This is a genomic window from Pseudoalteromonas rubra (assembly GCF_001482385.1).
Classification (GTDB): domain Bacteria; phylum Pseudomonadota; class Gammaproteobacteria; order Enterobacterales; family Alteromonadaceae; genus Pseudoalteromonas; species Pseudoalteromonas ardens.
The window spans coordinates 1,912,588-1,929,746 of record NZ_CP013611.1 but is presented as its reverse complement, the minus strand read 5'-3'; the positions used below and the strand labels follow the sequence as shown (position 1 = coordinate 1,929,746).

The 17,159-nt window shown below is 49.4% G+C and carries 12 protein-coding genes; 4 read left to right on the top strand and 8 right to left on the bottom strand.

Annotated elements, in window-relative coordinates:
• The first annotated feature begins 3 nt into the window (after nt 1-3).
• The gene (gene aceF, locus AT705_RS08480; RefSeq protein WP_058796263.1) at nt 4-1,893 is read left to right on the top strand and encodes a pyruvate dehydrogenase complex dihydrolipoyllysine-residue acetyltransferase; all 1,890 of its coding nucleotides are present in this window, start codon (nt 4-6) and stop codon (nt 1,891-1,893) included.
• Nucleotides 1,894-2,115: 222 nt separating this feature from the next.
• Entirely contained in the window at nt 2,116-3,540 is a 1,425-nt protein-coding gene (gene lpdA, locus AT705_RS08475) for a dihydrolipoyl dehydrogenase (protein WP_010384093.1), read from the top strand.
• 82 nt (nt 3,541-3,622) lie between these two features.
• Here the strand turns inward: lpdA and AT705_RS08470 are convergent, their stop codons facing one another.
• Complete coding sequence (locus AT705_RS08470) at nt 3,623-3,844, bottom strand: hypothetical protein (RefSeq protein ID WP_058796262.1); 222 nt, start codon at nt 3,842-3,844, stop codon at nt 3,623-3,625.
• Nucleotides 3,845-4,202: 358 nt separating this feature from the next.
• On the opposite strand from AT705_RS08470, the gene AT705_RS08465 reads away from it, so the two are divergent.
• Nucleotides 4,203-5,546 carry a serine hydrolase domain-containing protein gene (locus AT705_RS08465; RefSeq protein WP_058796261.1) on the top strand — a complete coding sequence of 448 codons (1,344 nt, stop codon included), beginning with the start codon at nt 4,203-4,205 and terminating at the stop codon, nt 5,544-5,546.
• 239 nt (nt 5,547-5,785) lie between these two features.
• On the opposite strand, the gene AT705_RS08460 is transcribed toward AT705_RS08465, so the two are convergent.
• The 4 genes from AT705_RS08460 to AT705_RS08445 form a co-directional block, all read right to left on the bottom strand.
• Nucleotides 5,786-8,248 (bottom strand): AAA family ATPase, encoded by a 2,463-nt coding sequence (locus tag AT705_RS08460; RefSeq protein WP_058796260.1) that lies wholly within the window; start codon nt 8,246-8,248, stop codon nt 5,786-5,788.
• A complete protein-coding gene (locus AT705_RS08455; protein ID WP_058796259.1) occupies nt 8,229-9,251 on the bottom strand; it encodes a hypothetical protein in 1,023 nt (340 codons plus the stop codon). Before AT705_RS08455 ends, AT705_RS08460 begins: the two co-directional genes overlap by 20 nt.
• Entirely contained in the window at nt 9,248-10,162 is a 915-nt protein-coding gene (locus tag AT705_RS08450; RefSeq protein WP_058795072.1) for an IS5 family transposase, read from the bottom strand. Before AT705_RS08450 ends, AT705_RS08455 begins: the two co-directional genes overlap by 4 nt.
• Before the next feature lie 61 nt (nt 10,163-10,223).
• Complete coding sequence (locus AT705_RS08445; protein WP_058796258.1) at nt 10,224-10,454, bottom strand: hypothetical protein; 231 nt, start codon at nt 10,452-10,454, stop codon at nt 10,224-10,226.
• A gap of 377 nt (nt 10,455-10,831) precedes the next feature.
• Here AT705_RS08445 and AT705_RS08440 point away from each other — a divergent pair, with 377 nt between their 5' ends.
• Nucleotides 10,832-12,076, top strand: coding sequence for an amidohydrolase (locus AT705_RS08440; protein ID WP_420492118.1), 1,245 nt, complete (start codon nt 10,832-10,834; stop codon nt 12,074-12,076).
• A 114-nt stretch (nt 12,077-12,190) separates the two neighbouring features.
• Here the strand turns inward: AT705_RS08440 and AT705_RS25225 are convergent, their stop codons facing one another.
• The 3 genes from AT705_RS25225 to AT705_RS08430 all read right to left on the bottom strand — a co-directional run bounded on the left by AT705_RS25225 (nt 12,191) and on the right by AT705_RS08430 (nt 17,038).
• On the bottom strand, nt 12,191-12,397 hold the full coding sequence (locus AT705_RS25225; RefSeq protein WP_157576710.1) for a hypothetical protein: 207 nt from the start codon (nt 12,395-12,397) through the stop codon (nt 12,191-12,193).
• 205 nt (nt 12,398-12,602) lie between these two features.
• Nucleotides 12,603-14,222, bottom strand: coding sequence for an FAD-binding protein (locus AT705_RS08435; RefSeq protein ID WP_058796256.1), 1,620 nt, complete (start codon nt 14,220-14,222; stop codon nt 12,603-12,605).
• Between the two features lie 167 nt (nt 14,223-14,389).
• Nucleotides 14,390-17,038 carry a purple acid phosphatase family protein gene (locus tag AT705_RS08430; protein ID WP_058796255.1) on the bottom strand — a complete coding sequence of 883 codons (2,649 nt, stop codon included), beginning with the start codon at nt 17,036-17,038 and terminating at the stop codon, nt 14,390-14,392.
• Between the last annotated feature and the right edge of the window lie 121 nt (nt 17,039-17,159).

Genomic DNA, 17,159 nt, shown 5'->3' with positions numbered 1-17,159 from the left:
GTGATGGCAATCGAAATTCATGTACCAGATATTGGCGCCGATGAGGTTGAAGTAACCGAGATTTTGGTGAGCGTTGGCGACACGGTAGAAGAAGAGCAGTCGCTGATCACCGTTGAAGGCGACAAAGCGTCAATGGAAGTGCCTGCTGCGCAAGCGGGTACGGTTAAAGAAATCAAAATCAGCGAAGGCGATAAAGTATCGACTGGCTCATTGATTATGGTTTTTGAAGCAGCGGGCGATGCGCCTGCTGCTGAAGCGGCACCAGCACCAGCAGTAGCTCCGGCTGCTGCGGCGCCTGCACCGGCAACTGCTGAAGTGAAAGAAGTTCACGTACCAGACATTGGTGGCGACGAAGTTGAAGTCACTGAAATCCTGGTTGCGGTTGGCGACAGTGTTGAAGCTGAGCAGTCTTTGATCACCGTTGAAGGCGACAAGGCGTCAATGGAAGTACCAGCCCCATTTGCTGGCACAGTCAAAGAAATCAAAGTTGAAATTGGCGGCAAAGTTGCAACAGGCAGCTTAGTTTTTGTATTTGAAACAGCGGGTGCAGCAGCCCCCGTGGCAGCTGAAACCGCACCAGCGGTAGCTCCTGTTGAAGCGACGCCTTCTTTGCAGGAAGTACAGGTACCGGATATCGGTGGCGATGAAGTTGAAGTCACTGAAATCATGGTGGCAGTGGGCGACAGCATTGAAGAAGAGCAGTCGCTGATCACCGTTGAAGGCGATAAAGCCTCAATGGAAGTACCAGCGCCATTTGCCGGTACGGTCAAAGAGATCAAAGTTGCAGCGGGCGATAAAGTCTCTACTGGCTCGCTGATCTTTGTTTTTGAAACGGTTTCGGCAGCGGCACCAGCACCGGCAGCACCAGCGCCTGCAGCAGCACCGGCTCCTGCGGCGAAAGCTGCACCAGCTGCAGCGCCTGCACCAAGTGCAGCGAAAGACGAATTTGTGGCCAATGATGATTATGCGCATGCATCGCCTGTCGTACGTCGTCTGGCACGCGAGTTTGGTGTTAACCTGGCACGCGTTAAAGGCACAGGTCGTAAGAACCGTGTTCTGAAAGAAGACGTTCAGAACTATGTGAAAGAACTGGTTCGTAAGGTTGAGTCTGGCGAAATCAGCAAAGGCGGCAACTCAGGTGGCGGTGAGCTGGGCCTTATCCCTTGGCCTAAAGTCGACTTCAGCAAGTTTGGTGAAGTCGAAGAGAAGAAACTGTCTCGTATTCAGAAGATCTCAGGCGCTAACCTGCACCGTAACTGGGTTCAAATCCCGCACGTGACGCAGTTCGATGAAGCTGATATCACGACGCTGGAAGCATTCCGTAAAGAGCAGAATGTGCTGGCTGAGAAGAAGAAAATGGGCGTGAAGATCACCCCGTTGGTATTCGTGATGAAAGCCGCAGCGAAAGCGTTGGAAGAGTTTCCAACCTTTAACTCGTCACTGTCAGAAGATGGTGAAAGCCTGATCCTGAAAAAGTATGTGAACATCGGTGTGGCGGTCGATACGCCAAATGGCCTGGTTGTGCCTGTCTTCAAAGACGTCAACAAAAAAGGCATCATCGAGCTGTCTCGCGAGCTGATGGACGTCTCTAAGAAGGCCCGTGAAGGTAAGCTGACGGCTGCTGACATGCAGGGTGGGTGTTTCACTATCTCAAGCCTGGGTGGTATCGGCGGTACGGCGTTTACGCCAATCGTGAATGCGCCAGAAGTGGCAATCTTAGGTGTGTCTAAGTCTGAGATGAAGCCGAAGTGGAATGGTAAAGAGTTTGAGCCGCGCCTGATGGTGCCGCTAAGCTGTTCATACGACCACCGTGTTATTGACGGTGCGCTGGCAGCCCGCTTTACTGTGACCCTGGCCAATTACCTGAGCGACATTCGTCAGCTGGTAATGTAAGCCAAAGCAAAACCGCATGACCCCAGGTTGTGCGGTTTTGTCATATTTTTACTGTCCTGTCTGATATTTGGGCGGGACATCTGTGGGTGCGAATGATACACTTTCGCGCAACAAAAAACTCTCTCTGGTTGTTGGTGGCAGCGCTTGCCGATGATCAGGCACAATTGGGTGCGGATACTCACTCGAGTAGAGTCCCGTTCGAATAATAGTTAAGGTAATAACATGAGCAACGAAATCAAAACTCAAGTTGTTGTACTAGGCGGTGGTCCTGGTGGTTACTCTGCAGCATTCCGTGCAGCAGACCTAGGTTTAGAAGTTACATTGATCGAATCTCGCGATACCCTGGGTGGTGTGTGCTTGAACGTAGGTTGTATTCCTTCAAAAGCACTTTTACACGTGGCTAAGGTAATCGACGACGCGGCGGAAATGGCTTCACACGGTGTGACTTTCGGTGCTCCTCAAATCGACCTGGACAAAATCCGTAGCTGGAAAGAGTCTGTAATTGGTCAGCTGACAGGCGGTCTGTCTGGCATGGCGAAAATGCGTAAAGTTAAAGTGGTTAGTGGTTACGGTAAATTCACTGGCTCTAACTCTATCGCAGTTGAAGGTGCTGACGGCACAACCACTGTAAACTTCGACAACGCCATCATCGCTGCGGGCTCTCAGCCTGTAAACCTGCCTTTCATCCCACAAGATGAGCGTATCATTGATTCAACTGGCGCACTTGAGCTGAAAGACGTACCAGAAAAGTTACTTGTTCTGGGTGGTGGTATCATCGGTCTTGAGATGGGCACAGTATACCGTGCACTGGGCTCGCAAATCGACGTCGTTGAGTTTGCAGACCAGCTGGTACCTGCAGCTGACAAAGACGTTATCAAGATCTACCAGAAGTACGTGAAAGACAAGTTCAACGTGATGCTGTCTACTAAGGTTGTTGCAGTTGAAGCGAAAGAAGACGGTATCTATGTATCGTTTGAAGGCAAGCAAGCACCAGAAGGCCAGGTACGTTACGACAAAGTATTGGTTGCTGTTGGTCGTACGCCTAACGGTAAACTGCTTGACGCAGACAAAGCCGGTGTTGCGGTTGACGAGCGTGGCTTCATTAACACTGACAAGCAAATGAAGACGAACGTAAACCACATCTACGCGATTGGTGACATCGTAGGTCAGCCTATGCTTGCGCACAAAGCAGTTCACGAAGCACACGTTGCTGCAGAAGTGATCTCTGGTAAGAAACACTACTTCGATCCTAAGTGCATTCCTTCAATCGCGTACACAGATCCAGAAATCGCATGGGTTGGTGTGACTGAGAAAGAAGCGAAAGAACAAGGCCTGAGCATCGAAACTGCGGTATTCCCGTGGGCTGCATCTGGTCGTGCGATTGCTTCTGCACGTACTGAAGGTCAGACTAAGATGATCTTCGACAAAGAGACTGGTCGCGTGATCGGTGGTGCAATGGTTGGTATCAACGCTGGTGAAATGCTGGGCGAGATCGGCCTGGCAGTTGAGATGGGTGCTGACGCAGAAGACGTAGCACTGACTATCCACGCTCACCCAACGCTGAACGAGTCAATCGGCCTGGCGGCTGAGATTTTTGAAGGTTCAATCACTGACTTGCCTAACAAAAAGGCAGTGAAGAAGAAGTAATCGTTACTTCTGAATGAACTAAAAACCCGGCTTAAATTGGCCGGGTTTTTCGTGTCTGTTGTTCGTATTATTTTGTGACTTTTTACATCATATCATCACATTCTGGACATCTGGAATTATCTGACTCCATCGGCATACAGCGTTTCACCGTTTTGGGAAACTTACAAATATCACCCACATCAGTATAGCAGCGGTTAAGATTAGACCAGCCACCGGCACCACCGGCGATATGAGGAGTGTTGGCATTGTGCAGACTATGTGCTGCCGGGCTGAGGTTTTTGAGTTTCACCTTTTTTAATTTCATAGCAATATTTCCTTTGCAGTATTTTTAGTGTTAAAAGTCTATTTTTGTACCTTCGTTAACATTTCTATCGGCTATTTATCTATAAGTCAAGGTTGAACGGTTGAATTTTGAAAGGCGCTGCGAGCTATTGCCATGGACTGAGTCGTCCTGTATGTTGTTTTCGTTGAACAGGTTAAGGGCAGAATTCACTTTAGAAGTCTCACTGCGTTCCTGTGAGCAACAACACCTGCAGGGCCGTTTTCATCTTCGAGACACCCACATTATATGACCCGGTTAAAAACTACGCAGCATTGTGGGTGTCGGGCCAGTATGTTAGCGTGGGTGGACCTATAAAAATAATTATAACAAGGACTTCGTCATGGGAATTAAGCCGTATCATGCTGGCATTATTGGATTGGCAATAAGCTGTAGTGTACATGCAGATAAAAATGATTTTGATGCCACTTTGGCGTGCTATACACAACCTGATCAACCTGGGATCGCCGTGCGTATTGAGCAAGGCAACAAGCTGCTATACAGCGGTGCAAACGGCCTTGCTGATATCAAGCGTAAACGGCCACTGAATACTGAGCAGGTGTTTCAGATTGGCTCTATCACCAAACAATTTACGGCGGCGGCTATTTTGCAGCTGGCAGAGCGCAACAAACTCTCGCTTCAGGATCCGCTCGGTAAGTTCATACCCTCATTGAGTACCGACTATGGTAAATTAACCCTGGATCGGGTGCTTTCACATACTGCCGGTTTACCGAACTATAATGAAGGCCCTGAGATCGGCGCCAAAATGGCACATTACCGCACTCTGGATCAGATCCTTTCTCAGATTGTACAAGCTCCGATGATTTATCCTTCAGGAGAAGGGCACACCTATTCCAATACTGGATATCTGTTACTTGGCAAGGTCATTGAGCAGGTATCCGGGTTAAGCTACAAAGACTATCTGCAACAGCATATCTTTACGCCACTGGGAATGAAAAACTCCCAGGTGCTCACCAAAGGTACAGGAGGCGATGAAGTAAAAGGCTATAGCTCAGTTGACAGTAAAAGGACACCAGTTGCTCCATTTCATGTTGATCGCAGCTGGATTTATTCTGCCGGCGGCATAGAAACAACCCTGGCCGATATGAGCCGCTGGCATCATGGTTTAAAAGGCGGAAAAGTCGTCAAACCAGCTTCATATCGCGCTATGGTAACCAGTGCTATCCTGAATGATGGTACCCCAGCCACTTATGGCTATGGCTTTTACCTGCGGCCGCTGGCCGGGCTGCCAAGTTATTTTCATGAGGGGGGAGTCCCCGGGTTTTTAGCCATGACGGTGTACTTTCCAGAAGCCGACTTATACGCGTTAGGCCTGAGTAATCGGGATACCCTGCATCCGGGCCCTGCACTGCTGGATATGGTCGCGCAGTACCTGAACATAACACCAAAGCCCTTGCCAGATACAGAGCTGAGCCGTTTTGCCAAAGCCTTAGTTGGCGAGTATCAGTCAGCCGGGCAGCAGTCCCTGAAAGTGACGTTTGAGAAGGGGATTCTGTACGGGCAAAAAGGGCAAGGTGAAAAGCGCAAACTCATCGCCAGAGCCAATCATGCTTTTTCTTTTGAATGCACCCAGAATTACTATCAACTTAGTGTAACAGAAGGGACAACCAGCCTGACGCCTGTTGGGCTGTATCGGGGTAAGGGTAAGCCGTTGTTTAAGTTGTAAGCGCTTCTGCTTACAGAACACGCATATTTGAGCCTTGTGTTTGACTACAAAGATTCAGGTGGCCCGCTTTTGGTCTGTGAGTAGATACCGGCTCAGGGCCGGTATGACGGAGGTGTGGGGCGGTATGGCGGTTGTCAAATTGACTTCGCCCCGCCAGAGCCATTCAACCATACTGGAAAAGGCCCTGAGCGAACAGAAAGTGCGTGGCACAAGGTTACTCACTTTCTTGATATCTGCGCCTAAGCATATTTTACCGACCAATCTTCTATTTCGTTGAGCACTTCATCAACGGTTTCTTTAAGTTCGTCGCCCATTTTTAATACTTCATTCGGGTATTTATCCTGCATTAAGGTCATCAGGGCATAGTAGGTGGGCTTAAAACGTTCTTTCAGTTCATATTGTTCAAACCAGCGCTCGACCAGGTTCGTCTGGCCTTTGGCTAGGAATGGAACTATGAGATCTGTATGCAGGGGGTGATCTGAGCTGTTAAGCCCGTCATTCTGACTGAGTAATGCGTCCATGGTTTGGGTTGCGTCTTGAAAGTGGTTATTCCACAGCATAACTCGAATGAGTACGGCAGTGGAATTTAGCGATGGGTTGTTTTCCATTCCCTGCCTGGCGTATTGCAAAGCCGTAGATTTGTTTATTGGATCTGCCTGGAAGTAGTAGCACAGTGCCAGCATTGAATAAACAACACTATCCTCATTATTGCTCAGGTATTGTTTAAAATAGTCGATTGCTTGTGAAAGGTTTGTTTTGCACATGTTTAGAAAACCCAATCTGTCCAATACAGATTCTCCAGCGTCCAGAGCGGATAGAAAGTGTTGTTCTGAAAGGTCATATTTACCTAGTTGATAGTATATTTCACCTATGCTCCTGTGATAGTAGCCTGGGAAATTGTTTATCAGTTTAGATTTTGCGGCTTGCAAAGCCGTTAGGGCTTTATCCCATTGAGCTGAATCTTGATAAATGCCGTGCAACCCCATTGCAGCAACGACATTTGCAGGCTCTCTGTCTGTGATTTGCTGAAATACCATCTTCGCATCAGCATCTTGGCCCGAACTAAAGTAGGCAAAGCCTTTAACTATGAGGGCTTTAAAACTGTCTCTTTCTTCTAGCGTTTCAGCAAGTGTGAGTAGTTTACTTGATTTATTTTCTTTATCCTTGGCCATGGCGATCTGGAAAATGCTCAGCATAGGAAGTGCACTGACAGTATGTTTAACCGCCTCTGTCATATCTGCCGGTTTGTCACTTCGCAGCCACTCAATCAGGATCTGTTTGTTTTTATCACCTTCTACATCTGTGATATCAATTAGCTCTTTACTCAGCGCAGTATGTCCCGCACCGCTCAGATACTGCTGGGTTTGCTCAAGAATTTGTTGTTTGTCTGTGTGCTCAAGCTGGTCACTGCATAACAATGCATTGGCAAAAGTCAGTGTCGCTTGGGGATGGCACGGGCCTGTGAGTTGCGCAAGAAAAGACTGGCTGCGATGCTTTAGTTCGTCGCCAACACACCAGACTTCCATAAAGCGCGTCAGCCAGAGGACCCGGTTTTTGTCCCGGCGTCTGCCGTAGCGCATCAGGTACCAGATATTAAAAAAGCGTTCTTTGATGCGATACAGGTTATTCTTGCCATCGGTTTTGATTTTCTCGATGACCCAGTTTTTCTCCAGCTGGCTGAGCTGGGCCGAGATATTTTTACTGGGCAGACGAGTTTTTTCGGCTATCTCTTTGGCTGAGATGGCATCCCAGTGCAGTGCGATGGCGTTGACTATGGGTTTTTGCTGCGGCGCCAGGTCGTCCATGCGGTGTTTATAAAGTGGCGTGGTCCGGTCTATGGTTTCTTCCAGCAGAGCATAGGTCTGGCCGTTGGCCCCTTCCATCAGAATATTAAACAAAATAACCAGCGTGCGCGGAATACCGCCCGTTAAGCGCCGTATAGATTCAATGCGCTGCGGTTCTTGCTCAAGGATAGCCAGCAACCTTTGTTCTTCACGTTCACCACTGTGACTGGCCAGTGCCCGCAACAGCGCCTCGGTATCTGGCTTGTCTAATCCGGCTAGATTGATCACTTCAAAGAACTGGTAAAAAGGGGCCTGGTGGTCGTAAAAGGCTTCCAGGCTGACCGCCGAGCCACCTATCAGCCTGAAGTAAGGATTGGTGGTAAGTACTTCCCTGAGTATTTCTGTTTCTTTGCGGTTAAAGTTTTCGAATAGTTCCACCAGGTTATCAATAAATAACACAACCCGTTTGTCTTGCTTTTTGAGCCGGTTACTCAGCAACTGAATCGCGGCTTTAGGGTCTGGATCCTGGCCCGCAATGGCATCCAGCCCATCCAGCAGCCCGGCAAACTGGTCGTGATAATGCTCTTCCAGCTCTTCAGCGACGCGCTCCCAGAGCGCAAACAAAGAGCTGATCCCGTATTCTTCTTCTTTAAAGGTGACAGGCAGTAGCCAGGTGTTCAGCACGTCACTTTGTGCAAGCTCTATGGCAAGGCGTCGCAGCAGGGTGGTTTTACCGGCGCCGCGCACGCCCTGGATCAGGTAATTTTGTTCGGGCACCTCTTTGTTGGTGCTGGCAATGGCACGCCAGATTTTTTTGTATTCTTTCAGGCGGATCACAAAGTGCGTTTTAATGAACTGGTCTGATGCATTTTGTGCGTTGTATAGCTTTACGCCTTCTTTATAGTCGTCGAGTTGCATAGCGCCTCCACCATTCTTTGAGCATGGGCGAGGTGAACTGATAACACTGCGCCTGATTGATAAAAATATAACCATCGTGGATCAGACAGTCGATCACGTATTGGCAATTGATTTGCTGATACGGGCTCGCCTGCGAGAGGTTAAACAAGTGGGATCCCGGCAGCTCGGCATGCTCACACATCGCTGTTAAAACGTCACTTGCCAGTGCTTTTTCGCTGTCCGCAAAACGGTTTAGTCGTTCTGCCCAGTGATTAAAGTGAGATTGATACTGTATCGAGAACAGCTTGTTGTAAGCGGCGTCAATATTTGTCGGGCTGACAGAATCCAGTCCTTCATCAAAATACACATCAACCAGCTGCATCCACAGGATCTCGATGTAATAGGGCATCAGCCAACCAACCTTGTCGAGCAGATAATCCTGCGCTGTGGCATCAATCTGGATGGGCTCCTGTTCACGGTAGTTGAGCGTGTTGATAAACTCGCGGCCCTGAGCCTGGCTTAGTGGCGCAATAGACACCGGGATGAGCACATTGATGAGATCTGACAGTGCCATTTTGCTCACCAGCGTGTCCAGCCCAATTGAACCCGTCAGCACAAACTGCACATGTTGGTTGAGCCTTTGCTCTGACCACAATTCACGACAACCAGATAAAAATGACTCCGCGCTTTTGTGATCTTGCTGATCATAGATTTTCTCAACAACATCCGGGAACTCGTCAATGATTAGCACCAGTTTTTTGTCCAGTGTCAGTGCATTGAGGGCGGTGCTGAGATCTCGGTGAGTGAGCTGACGGTCCGGATGATCAAACTCGATACCCGTGGCGCCGACTGATACGCCGGTAATGCTGCTGCAAAACTTGTCAATTTGATCTTTGCCCCATTTAAAAAGGCTACTCAGTTGGTCGGTAAACTCGGAGCGGAACAGGTTATCTATGATCTGTTTGTAGTATTCGTGGGCCTTGTTGATCAAATCCAGATAACTTAGGTAACACCGAGATTTCAACTGCTTCCCTGATATTCAGGCATACCTAGCCTAGTCATTCTATTGAGTACTTTCACTTTGATCATCGCTTCAGTGTGTTGCTGATTGAATCCACGACTGACCAGCTTGTCACCCATTAGCTGTTTGTATCGGTACATTGCCGTTTCCGCCAGTGAACGTTGATGGTAGTTCACACATTTTTTCCACTCACTGCTGCCTATATGCTTTGTTAAAATGACCGCGCTGTTGCGAGCATGTCCATCCTCCCACAACTGTGCGTTACTCCTTGGTGGGATCACTGCTTCGGCCTTTTTAGCTGCTACTTCGGCATAACAGCCTCTGGTATCATAGGCACCATCTGCTTTAACTGAGCTGATCTTCCTGCGCAATGGTCTGAGTAGGTCACCCAAAACTTCTGAATCAGCTACAGACACTGTGGACAACTCAGCGCCTACGATTTGGTGTGTATCTGGATCAACTGCCAGGTGTAGCTTTCGCCATGTTCGGCGCTTGTTTGCACCATGTTTTCTTGCATGCCACTCACCATTTCCGTACACCTTCAAACCAGTGCTATCAACCACAATATCAATGCCTCCGGATGCACTGGAGTGTGGCCTATAGCGAACTGCCAGCTCTGCACTACGCTTGCACAAACAACTATAAGTTGGCGTATCCAAATCAAGCTTCATCATTGATATTAGTGACGAAACAAAACCCTGTGCAGCTCGAAGAGACAAGCGAAATACAGCCCGCAAAGTCAGGCAGGTCTCAATTGCCAGTTCAGAGAAATGATTAGCCCGGCCTTTACCGCCGTGATGTTGCGTGTTGTTCCACTGTTCAATCGCGTCCTCGGAAAACCAAAGTTGGATGTTACCTCTGGCGATAAGGGCTTTGTTGTATTCGCGCCAGTTGGTGATACGCTTTTCTTTCAAAGTTCAGCCTCTGTGTTTGCTTTCGAGATCTGATCACATAAGGCTAAATTAGTTCAATGATTTAGGAAACAACGCCGTATTCGTGCTCGGTTGCACAGGATTGCACGATATTATAGAGAAACACGTAGCCATCTGGCGGGTTGTCTTGCAGGTAAAACAGCATAGACGTTTTACCGACACGCCGCGGGGCAAGGACCAGCAAGTGACTTCCGTCTCTGAGCCGCCGCAACAGCTTATTTTGATCTTTTTCTCTGGGGAAATATTTATCACCCCGAACCACCTGACCCGCCATAATGCCTCCTGACAAAATATTTATAGCTAAAATATAGTGACAATAAAAATATTGTCAAAAGATTTAGCTATAAATTTTTTGTCAGGAGGCATATAAGGTGTGGTCAAAATTGCCCGAATGGCCTTTGCGGTATCCAGCCCAATGCTGTCAACTGCGCCTGGGTAGCACTAAATGCGGCTTCAAAAGCATCAAAACTCGATTGCAACCTAGCTGACCCTGTTTAGCTTATCGTACTCATCCAGGCTCTGTCGCAAATCTCTTCTCCTAATAGTTTTGTTTGTTATTTTGATTGGTGACTAATAAAAAATATAAAAGGAAGGGAAATGAACAAATCTATTCTGAGTTTGAGTCTGGCGTCGATTCTGGGCACATTGAGCATGCCTGCCCTGGCATCGGATCATGCCAGTTTGCTGAAACAGGTTGAACCTAAAGTGATTGAGTGGCGTCGGGATATTCACCAGAACCCGGAGCTGGGTAACCGGGAGGTGCGGACCGCAGCTAAGGTGGCCAAGCACCTAAAATCACTGGGCATGGAAGTGGAGACCGGGATTGCTTATACCGGTGTGGTAGGGATATTGAAAGGTGCGAAGCCCGGGCCCACCGTCATGTTGCGTGCCGATATGGATGCACTACCGGTGACCGAGAAGAACGACCTGGCGTTTAAATCAACTAAGACGACCAATTATCGTGGGGTGGATGTGGGCATCATGCATGCGTGTGGGCATGACACCCATGTCGCCATGCTAATGGGCGCCGCTGAGGTGCTGGCGGGAATGCGTGATGAGCTGGCAGGTAACGTGATGTTTGTCTTTCAGCCTGCTGAAGAAGGCGCACCAGAAGGGGAAGAAGGCGGGGCAGAGCTAATGCTTAAAGAGGGGATCTTTAAAAAGTATCAGCCGGAAGTGGCGTTTGGTTTGCACATTACTTCTAAGCTCAATGTCGGTCAGCTGGGGTATCGCAGTGGCCCGACTATGGCCAGTGCCGATCGCTTTGAGATCAGTGTGAAAGGAGAGCAAACTCACGGTTCTACACCCTGGGCAGGTGCCGATCCCATTGCCGCTGCTGCGCAAATTGTCTCCGGGGTGAATCATATCGTCAGCCGTCAGATCAATATCACCAAAGAGCCAGCCATTGTGTCATTTGGCAAAATCGCCGGTGGGGTGCGCAATAACATCATTCCCGAAGAGGTGAATATGGTAGGGACCATTCGTAACTTCGACATGGACAACCGGGCACAGATCTTCGATAAAATTACCCACACTGCGGAGCACATCGCGCAGGCTTCTGGTAACACCGCAGAAGTGAATATCATCGAGGGTTATCCGGTAACCGTGAACGATCCGGCTCTGACTGAGCAAATGTTGCCGACATTGGAGAAGGTGTTTGGTGCACAGGGCATGATTGAAATGCCTAAGGTGACGGGGGCCGAAGACTTCTCATTTTACGCCATGGAAGTACCCGGATTGTTCGTTTTTCTGGGCGGAACAGCAAAAGGCATCGACCCCAGAAATGCGGCCAGTAACCATTCCCCTTATTTCATGGCCGACGAATCGTCGTTCAAGCTGGGCACGCGGGCGCTGACCCAGTTTACTCTGGACTATATGCAGCAGGCAAAACAATAGACGCCGTAAGCTAGGTCTGAAACGCATGCTGCCGGGCTCGTGCTTTGTGACAGCGGATAAGCTGCATGGAGGGAGACAAAATGATGCGACCAGGGTCGCATCATAACTTAAAGCTTAGTGACAGGTATCTGTACCGCAGTTCGTATTGTTTGGACGTGATGGGCAAGTGAAAGAACCACATTGAACAACCATAGTATGGATGCACTCACGATAGAGAGAGTATTTATCACCACCAGCGATTTCGGCTGTTTTTGTTGCCGGGATAGCTGACAGGTCTTTCGATAGACTTTTAAGTTTCTTTTTAGATATTTTAAGTTTCATTGTTATTTCCTTATTTTTCATTTCTGCATTAAATGCGTGAAAATATTTACATTTTGGTGGGGGGGAGTCAACAAGGTTTGTGAGTATTTTTGTATAATTTGTTGTTTTGGGTAGTTTTTTTCTTATTTTCAGTGAGCCCGTGGTGATTGGCAGGGCTCAACATTGGTTATTATAACGTTAAAAATTAACTCTCTGAGCTAAATACTTACAGCTCGATAGATTGAGCATGATGAAGTTGATTCCCAGGGTCCAGCTGACGTTTCAGCTGCTGTAACCTGGCATAATTTTGTTTGTAGTATAAATGCTGCCAGTTCGGGATATCGACATCGGCATAATTCACATAACAGCCATCCATCACCTCGTCGGGCAGCGGCCCTTTAGCGCCGTACATGGCATGATAAAAGCCATTGATCCAGCCAATATGGTAGGGGTCCTGGGCCGCATCAAACCAGTAGGTCTGATACTGTAGTTTCATAATGGAATCGCGGTGGGAAACGGCAGTGTCGGTATCTGATAGCGCGTTGATCTGGCCGCCATAAGAAGACAACTGCAACATGCCGCCTGGGCTCAGATAGTCGCCATGGCGCAATGTTTGCCAGAGTGTTTGAATTTGTGCGTCGGGAAAAGGCTGTTTCATATAAGCCGATTTATTCTTGCCCCGTGCGCCAACCAGTGTCCCAGCGCCATACTGAGTGCCATACCACCAGGGCATGCTAAAGTAACTGCCCGGTGGCACCGGGCGCTGAGGGGCGTTTTCTTGTTCCTGCAAGCCCATATGATTGGTGGTACGTAGCCCCTTTTTTGCCTCCGTGAGTTGTTCTGGGGTAAACAAGGCATCGATAAATTCATCAATCAGGGCTGGATCGCCACTACAATACAGGGATAGTCGAATGTCGCCGCTGCCAGCCACCGAGTTGGGTAATGCCATCGACGTGTGCAAAGCATTAAACCGACTATTGGGGCCGTTATGTGCGTACCAGAATTCGCCATAATTGCGCAGCAGCTGGGCGAACTGGTCATAATCGAACAAGTGCCAGGGCAGGGCAATTTCCTGTAGGTGGATATATGCCGGCACAGGGGGCAGGTCTTTAAAGAAATACTTAGTGACTATGCCAAAGTTGCCTCCGCCGCCGCCCTGATGTGCCCAGACGATTTCGTCAGCTTTTGCTGATTGACCTTTAAAATAGCTGCGCGGGTAGTTGGCCTGTCCGCCCCATTGATCAAAGGTGATTAATTCTACCCCCACCAGGTAGTCACTGCTGAGTCCGTATTGCCTGGAATGAATGCCGAATCCGCCACCGCAAACGTGACCACCAACACCGACGCCAAAGCAGGAGCCGCCAGGAATGATCACGCCAAATTCCTTAAACAGGGTTTTATAGGTATGTCCTAAAGAAGCGCCTGCTTCAACGACATAGTGATCATCGCTGCGATAGACTCGATCCATATTGCTAAGGTCAATAACCACACCCTGATCATTCACCACAAAGCCTTCATAGCAATGTCCCCCAGATCGCACAGTGAACCTGAGTTTATTTTCCACGGCTTCCCTGGCTGCCATGTAAACTTCATGGGCAGAGCTGCATGCCGCGATATAGCCTGGCTGATTGGGAAACCTCAGGTTAGAACCGGTGAGCATAGAGAGATATCTGGGGTCGTCGGCATACACTTTATGATACTGGCCGTACTGAGGACTGGCGGTAGCCGGGTTGCTGAGCATGAGAGGGGCTGCACCGACGGCACCGCCCATAGCCAGTGATGATTTGAGAAATTGACGTCGTGAGGTGGCGATATGTTCGCCTGATTGCTTTTTATTGTGTTCCATAAACACTTCCTTTTTATGTTGTATAAAATGAGGGGACGTAAATGGGATGATTTTTACGCAAATTGAATGTATCAGATACCGGATCGGGAAAGTGTAAAAAACAATCAAAAAAGTGTCATGATGCGAAAAGTTCAAGATGCCGCCGATGTGGGTCGGCGACGGATGGCTTATTCAACAAGTATTTGCAAGATCAAATCATCAAAGTAGCTGTCATTGTCGCTGCCCTGATTACGCGTCCCTCGCAGGACAAACTCAATATAGGCCGTCCCCTGAGGTAGCAATGTTTGCCCGGATACGGTTGTCCACTGTGCAGCTGTGGTGTTGAGTTGTTCACTGTCACTCACCCTTTGTCGACGGTTATCAAGGAAACGCAGCTGAATGGCAGGCACATCCTTGCCACTATAATTGCGAAGTTGACCGCCATAACTGACGCTGACCCGGCCAGCTTCGATTAATCGGCTGTAGTGTTGTACAGACAGTGTCTGACTGATCTGGCCCTGAGCGGATTCGCCCGTACACACGCCACCCACGGCAAAAAACCGCTCGCCAGTCGCAGGGGGAATAGAGTCACATTCTTGAACCGTCAAAGATTCCACCGGACCGGCGCCGCTCCAGCCCTGAATGCCGGCTTCGGCGCCCGGGTTTTGCAGCAGGTTAGCTGAGTTGCCTGGTTGCTGGGTAATGTATTCTTCCGCCACGCCAGCAGGTCCCTGATCTGACACTGTGGCGCAGTTACTTTGCTCGGCCAGCTTGAGTGCTAAGTTGTCAAAATAGCTGTCATTGTCGGTCCCACTGGTGCGCTGGCCTGTCAGGACGAAATCAATATAACGGGTATTGGCGGGCAGCGGTGCCTCCTGGGCATAGGCCTGCCAGTTGGCAGTCCCGCCTTTAACTTCGGGTGTGCTGCTCAATAGCGCCAGATCTGCATCACGAAATTCAAGGGCAAAAGCGGGAATATCGCTGCCACCCCAGTTACGTAGCATGCCCGAGTACAGGGCTTTTAGGGTGCCATTGTCAATGCTGGCTGCCCAGTTGCTGACATCAACACGCTGATATGCGCGTCCGCTTTGGCGTTCATTATCACAGACACCACCGACGGCAAAGAAGCGTTCTCCCTGATAAGGAGAAACGGAACCACAGGCTTTATCTGTTAGGCTTTCCAGCGGCCCGTCACCTTGCCAGCTGTCGGTGCCCAGTTCTGCACCCGGGTTTTGTAACAGGTTATCGGTCAGTTGTGCGCTATCGGTGGTGGTAAATGAGTGTGGCTGTGACCAGTCGCTCCAGGCCAGAGAGCGGTCTCGCATGCGCATGCGGACGCAATATTGCGCGCCAGGCGTCAGCTGACCCAGTGCAAAGCGGTTAGGTGCAAGGCCTGCACGGGTATCAACCCCATCCCAGATATTTTCATGCTGATACCAGGTATCGATCAGCGGCTGGCTGAAGTCATCGCAGTGAGTGCTCAATTGCCAGTGCGCAGCACCAAACAGATCTTTATCGGGATCTGCAAATAAGGTTGCAACTGCATTGGCACAACTGGCCGGGACTTGTCCTGTGGGGGCCAATATTTCAGGCGTAAACGGTACCGTGTTGTTTAATCTTACAGTCAGGGTGTCCTTGATCTGACTGTTCAGTGGCACTTGTTCATCACCCATTGAAATGCGCTTGAGCTCAAAGGCCGGGTCATCACCGGCGGTAATATCTACCACCACAAAGCCATATTCGTCTTCACTGACTGAGAATTCCGTGTAGTCGCGCTGTGCAAACTCGCCAAAGTAATCCAGGTTGCCACCGGCGGAAGCCACATTCACCATAGTGTGATTATGATCCCGGCTGGTGCCTCGAGAGTAGGCGTGAGTGTGGCCAAAAAAGTGAATGCTCGGTTTGTTGCAGCGCGTTGAAAAGGCCTCAAGACGTTCAACAATTTTACCGCTGTAATCGGTCTCACCGGCAATCCACATTTCTGATTTATGCGGGTGGTGCATCTGGGCGAAGACAAAATCGGTTTGTGCACGCAGACAGGTTTCGGCCAGCACTTTGTCCAGCCAGACGAGCTGTTCATCAATACGGTAATTGGTATTGGTGTCGAGTGACAGCACCCGGACATTGGAATGGTCCTGATACCACCAGTGTTCTTCATAGCCGGGTGTACCGTTTTCTGGCAGCCGGAAGTATTTAAAGTAGGTTGGAGTATCACGCTCGTGATTGCCGGGGGCAGGATACAACGGCACTGAGCTGGCCAGCGCAGCAATGGGTGAAAAGAAGCTGGTGCGCCAGCTGTTGTAATCCTGGCCATTGTCGACTAAATCACCGGGGATCAGGGTCATATTCAGGCCATCGTGTAACTCAAGTCCCAGTGCCTGTTGCACATAAGGCAATACACCCTGGTTAATGATCTCGCCAAATTTGCCCGGGTTCCCCGAGTCGCGTTGCATGTCACTGACCGCCAGAATGCGGCTGCTCTTCTCGGCAGAGGCCAGCGGTGGGGTTCTGAACTGGTGAACATGACTGTAAGTATCGCCGGTTCTGACCCGGTAGAAATACACGCTATCCGGTTCAAGATTTGTTAATTGGACCTCATGGATACGACTCAGCAGATAACCTGTATCACTGGTACCGCTGGCTTGCTGGCCCAGCTCAGCGGTGGTGCCCCATTCTACAATGGACTCATCACCACTGCTGGTTTCCCATTTGATCCAGATGCTGGTCGGGGTTGCAGATTGCAAATAGGGGTGGACTGCCAGCCCGTCGGTGTGGGCGTGTGCCTGACCGAGCGCCAGCACCAGACCCAGACCCAGTATTCGCAGAGAATAGGTCATAGTATTTCCTTGGTAATTAAACGAAACGCGGGATTATCCGGGGAACAAGTGTATTTGGAATGTAAACGTTGTGAATTTTTAACGTCTTATTTATGACCCCCACTGGCAGGGGTCTGTGATA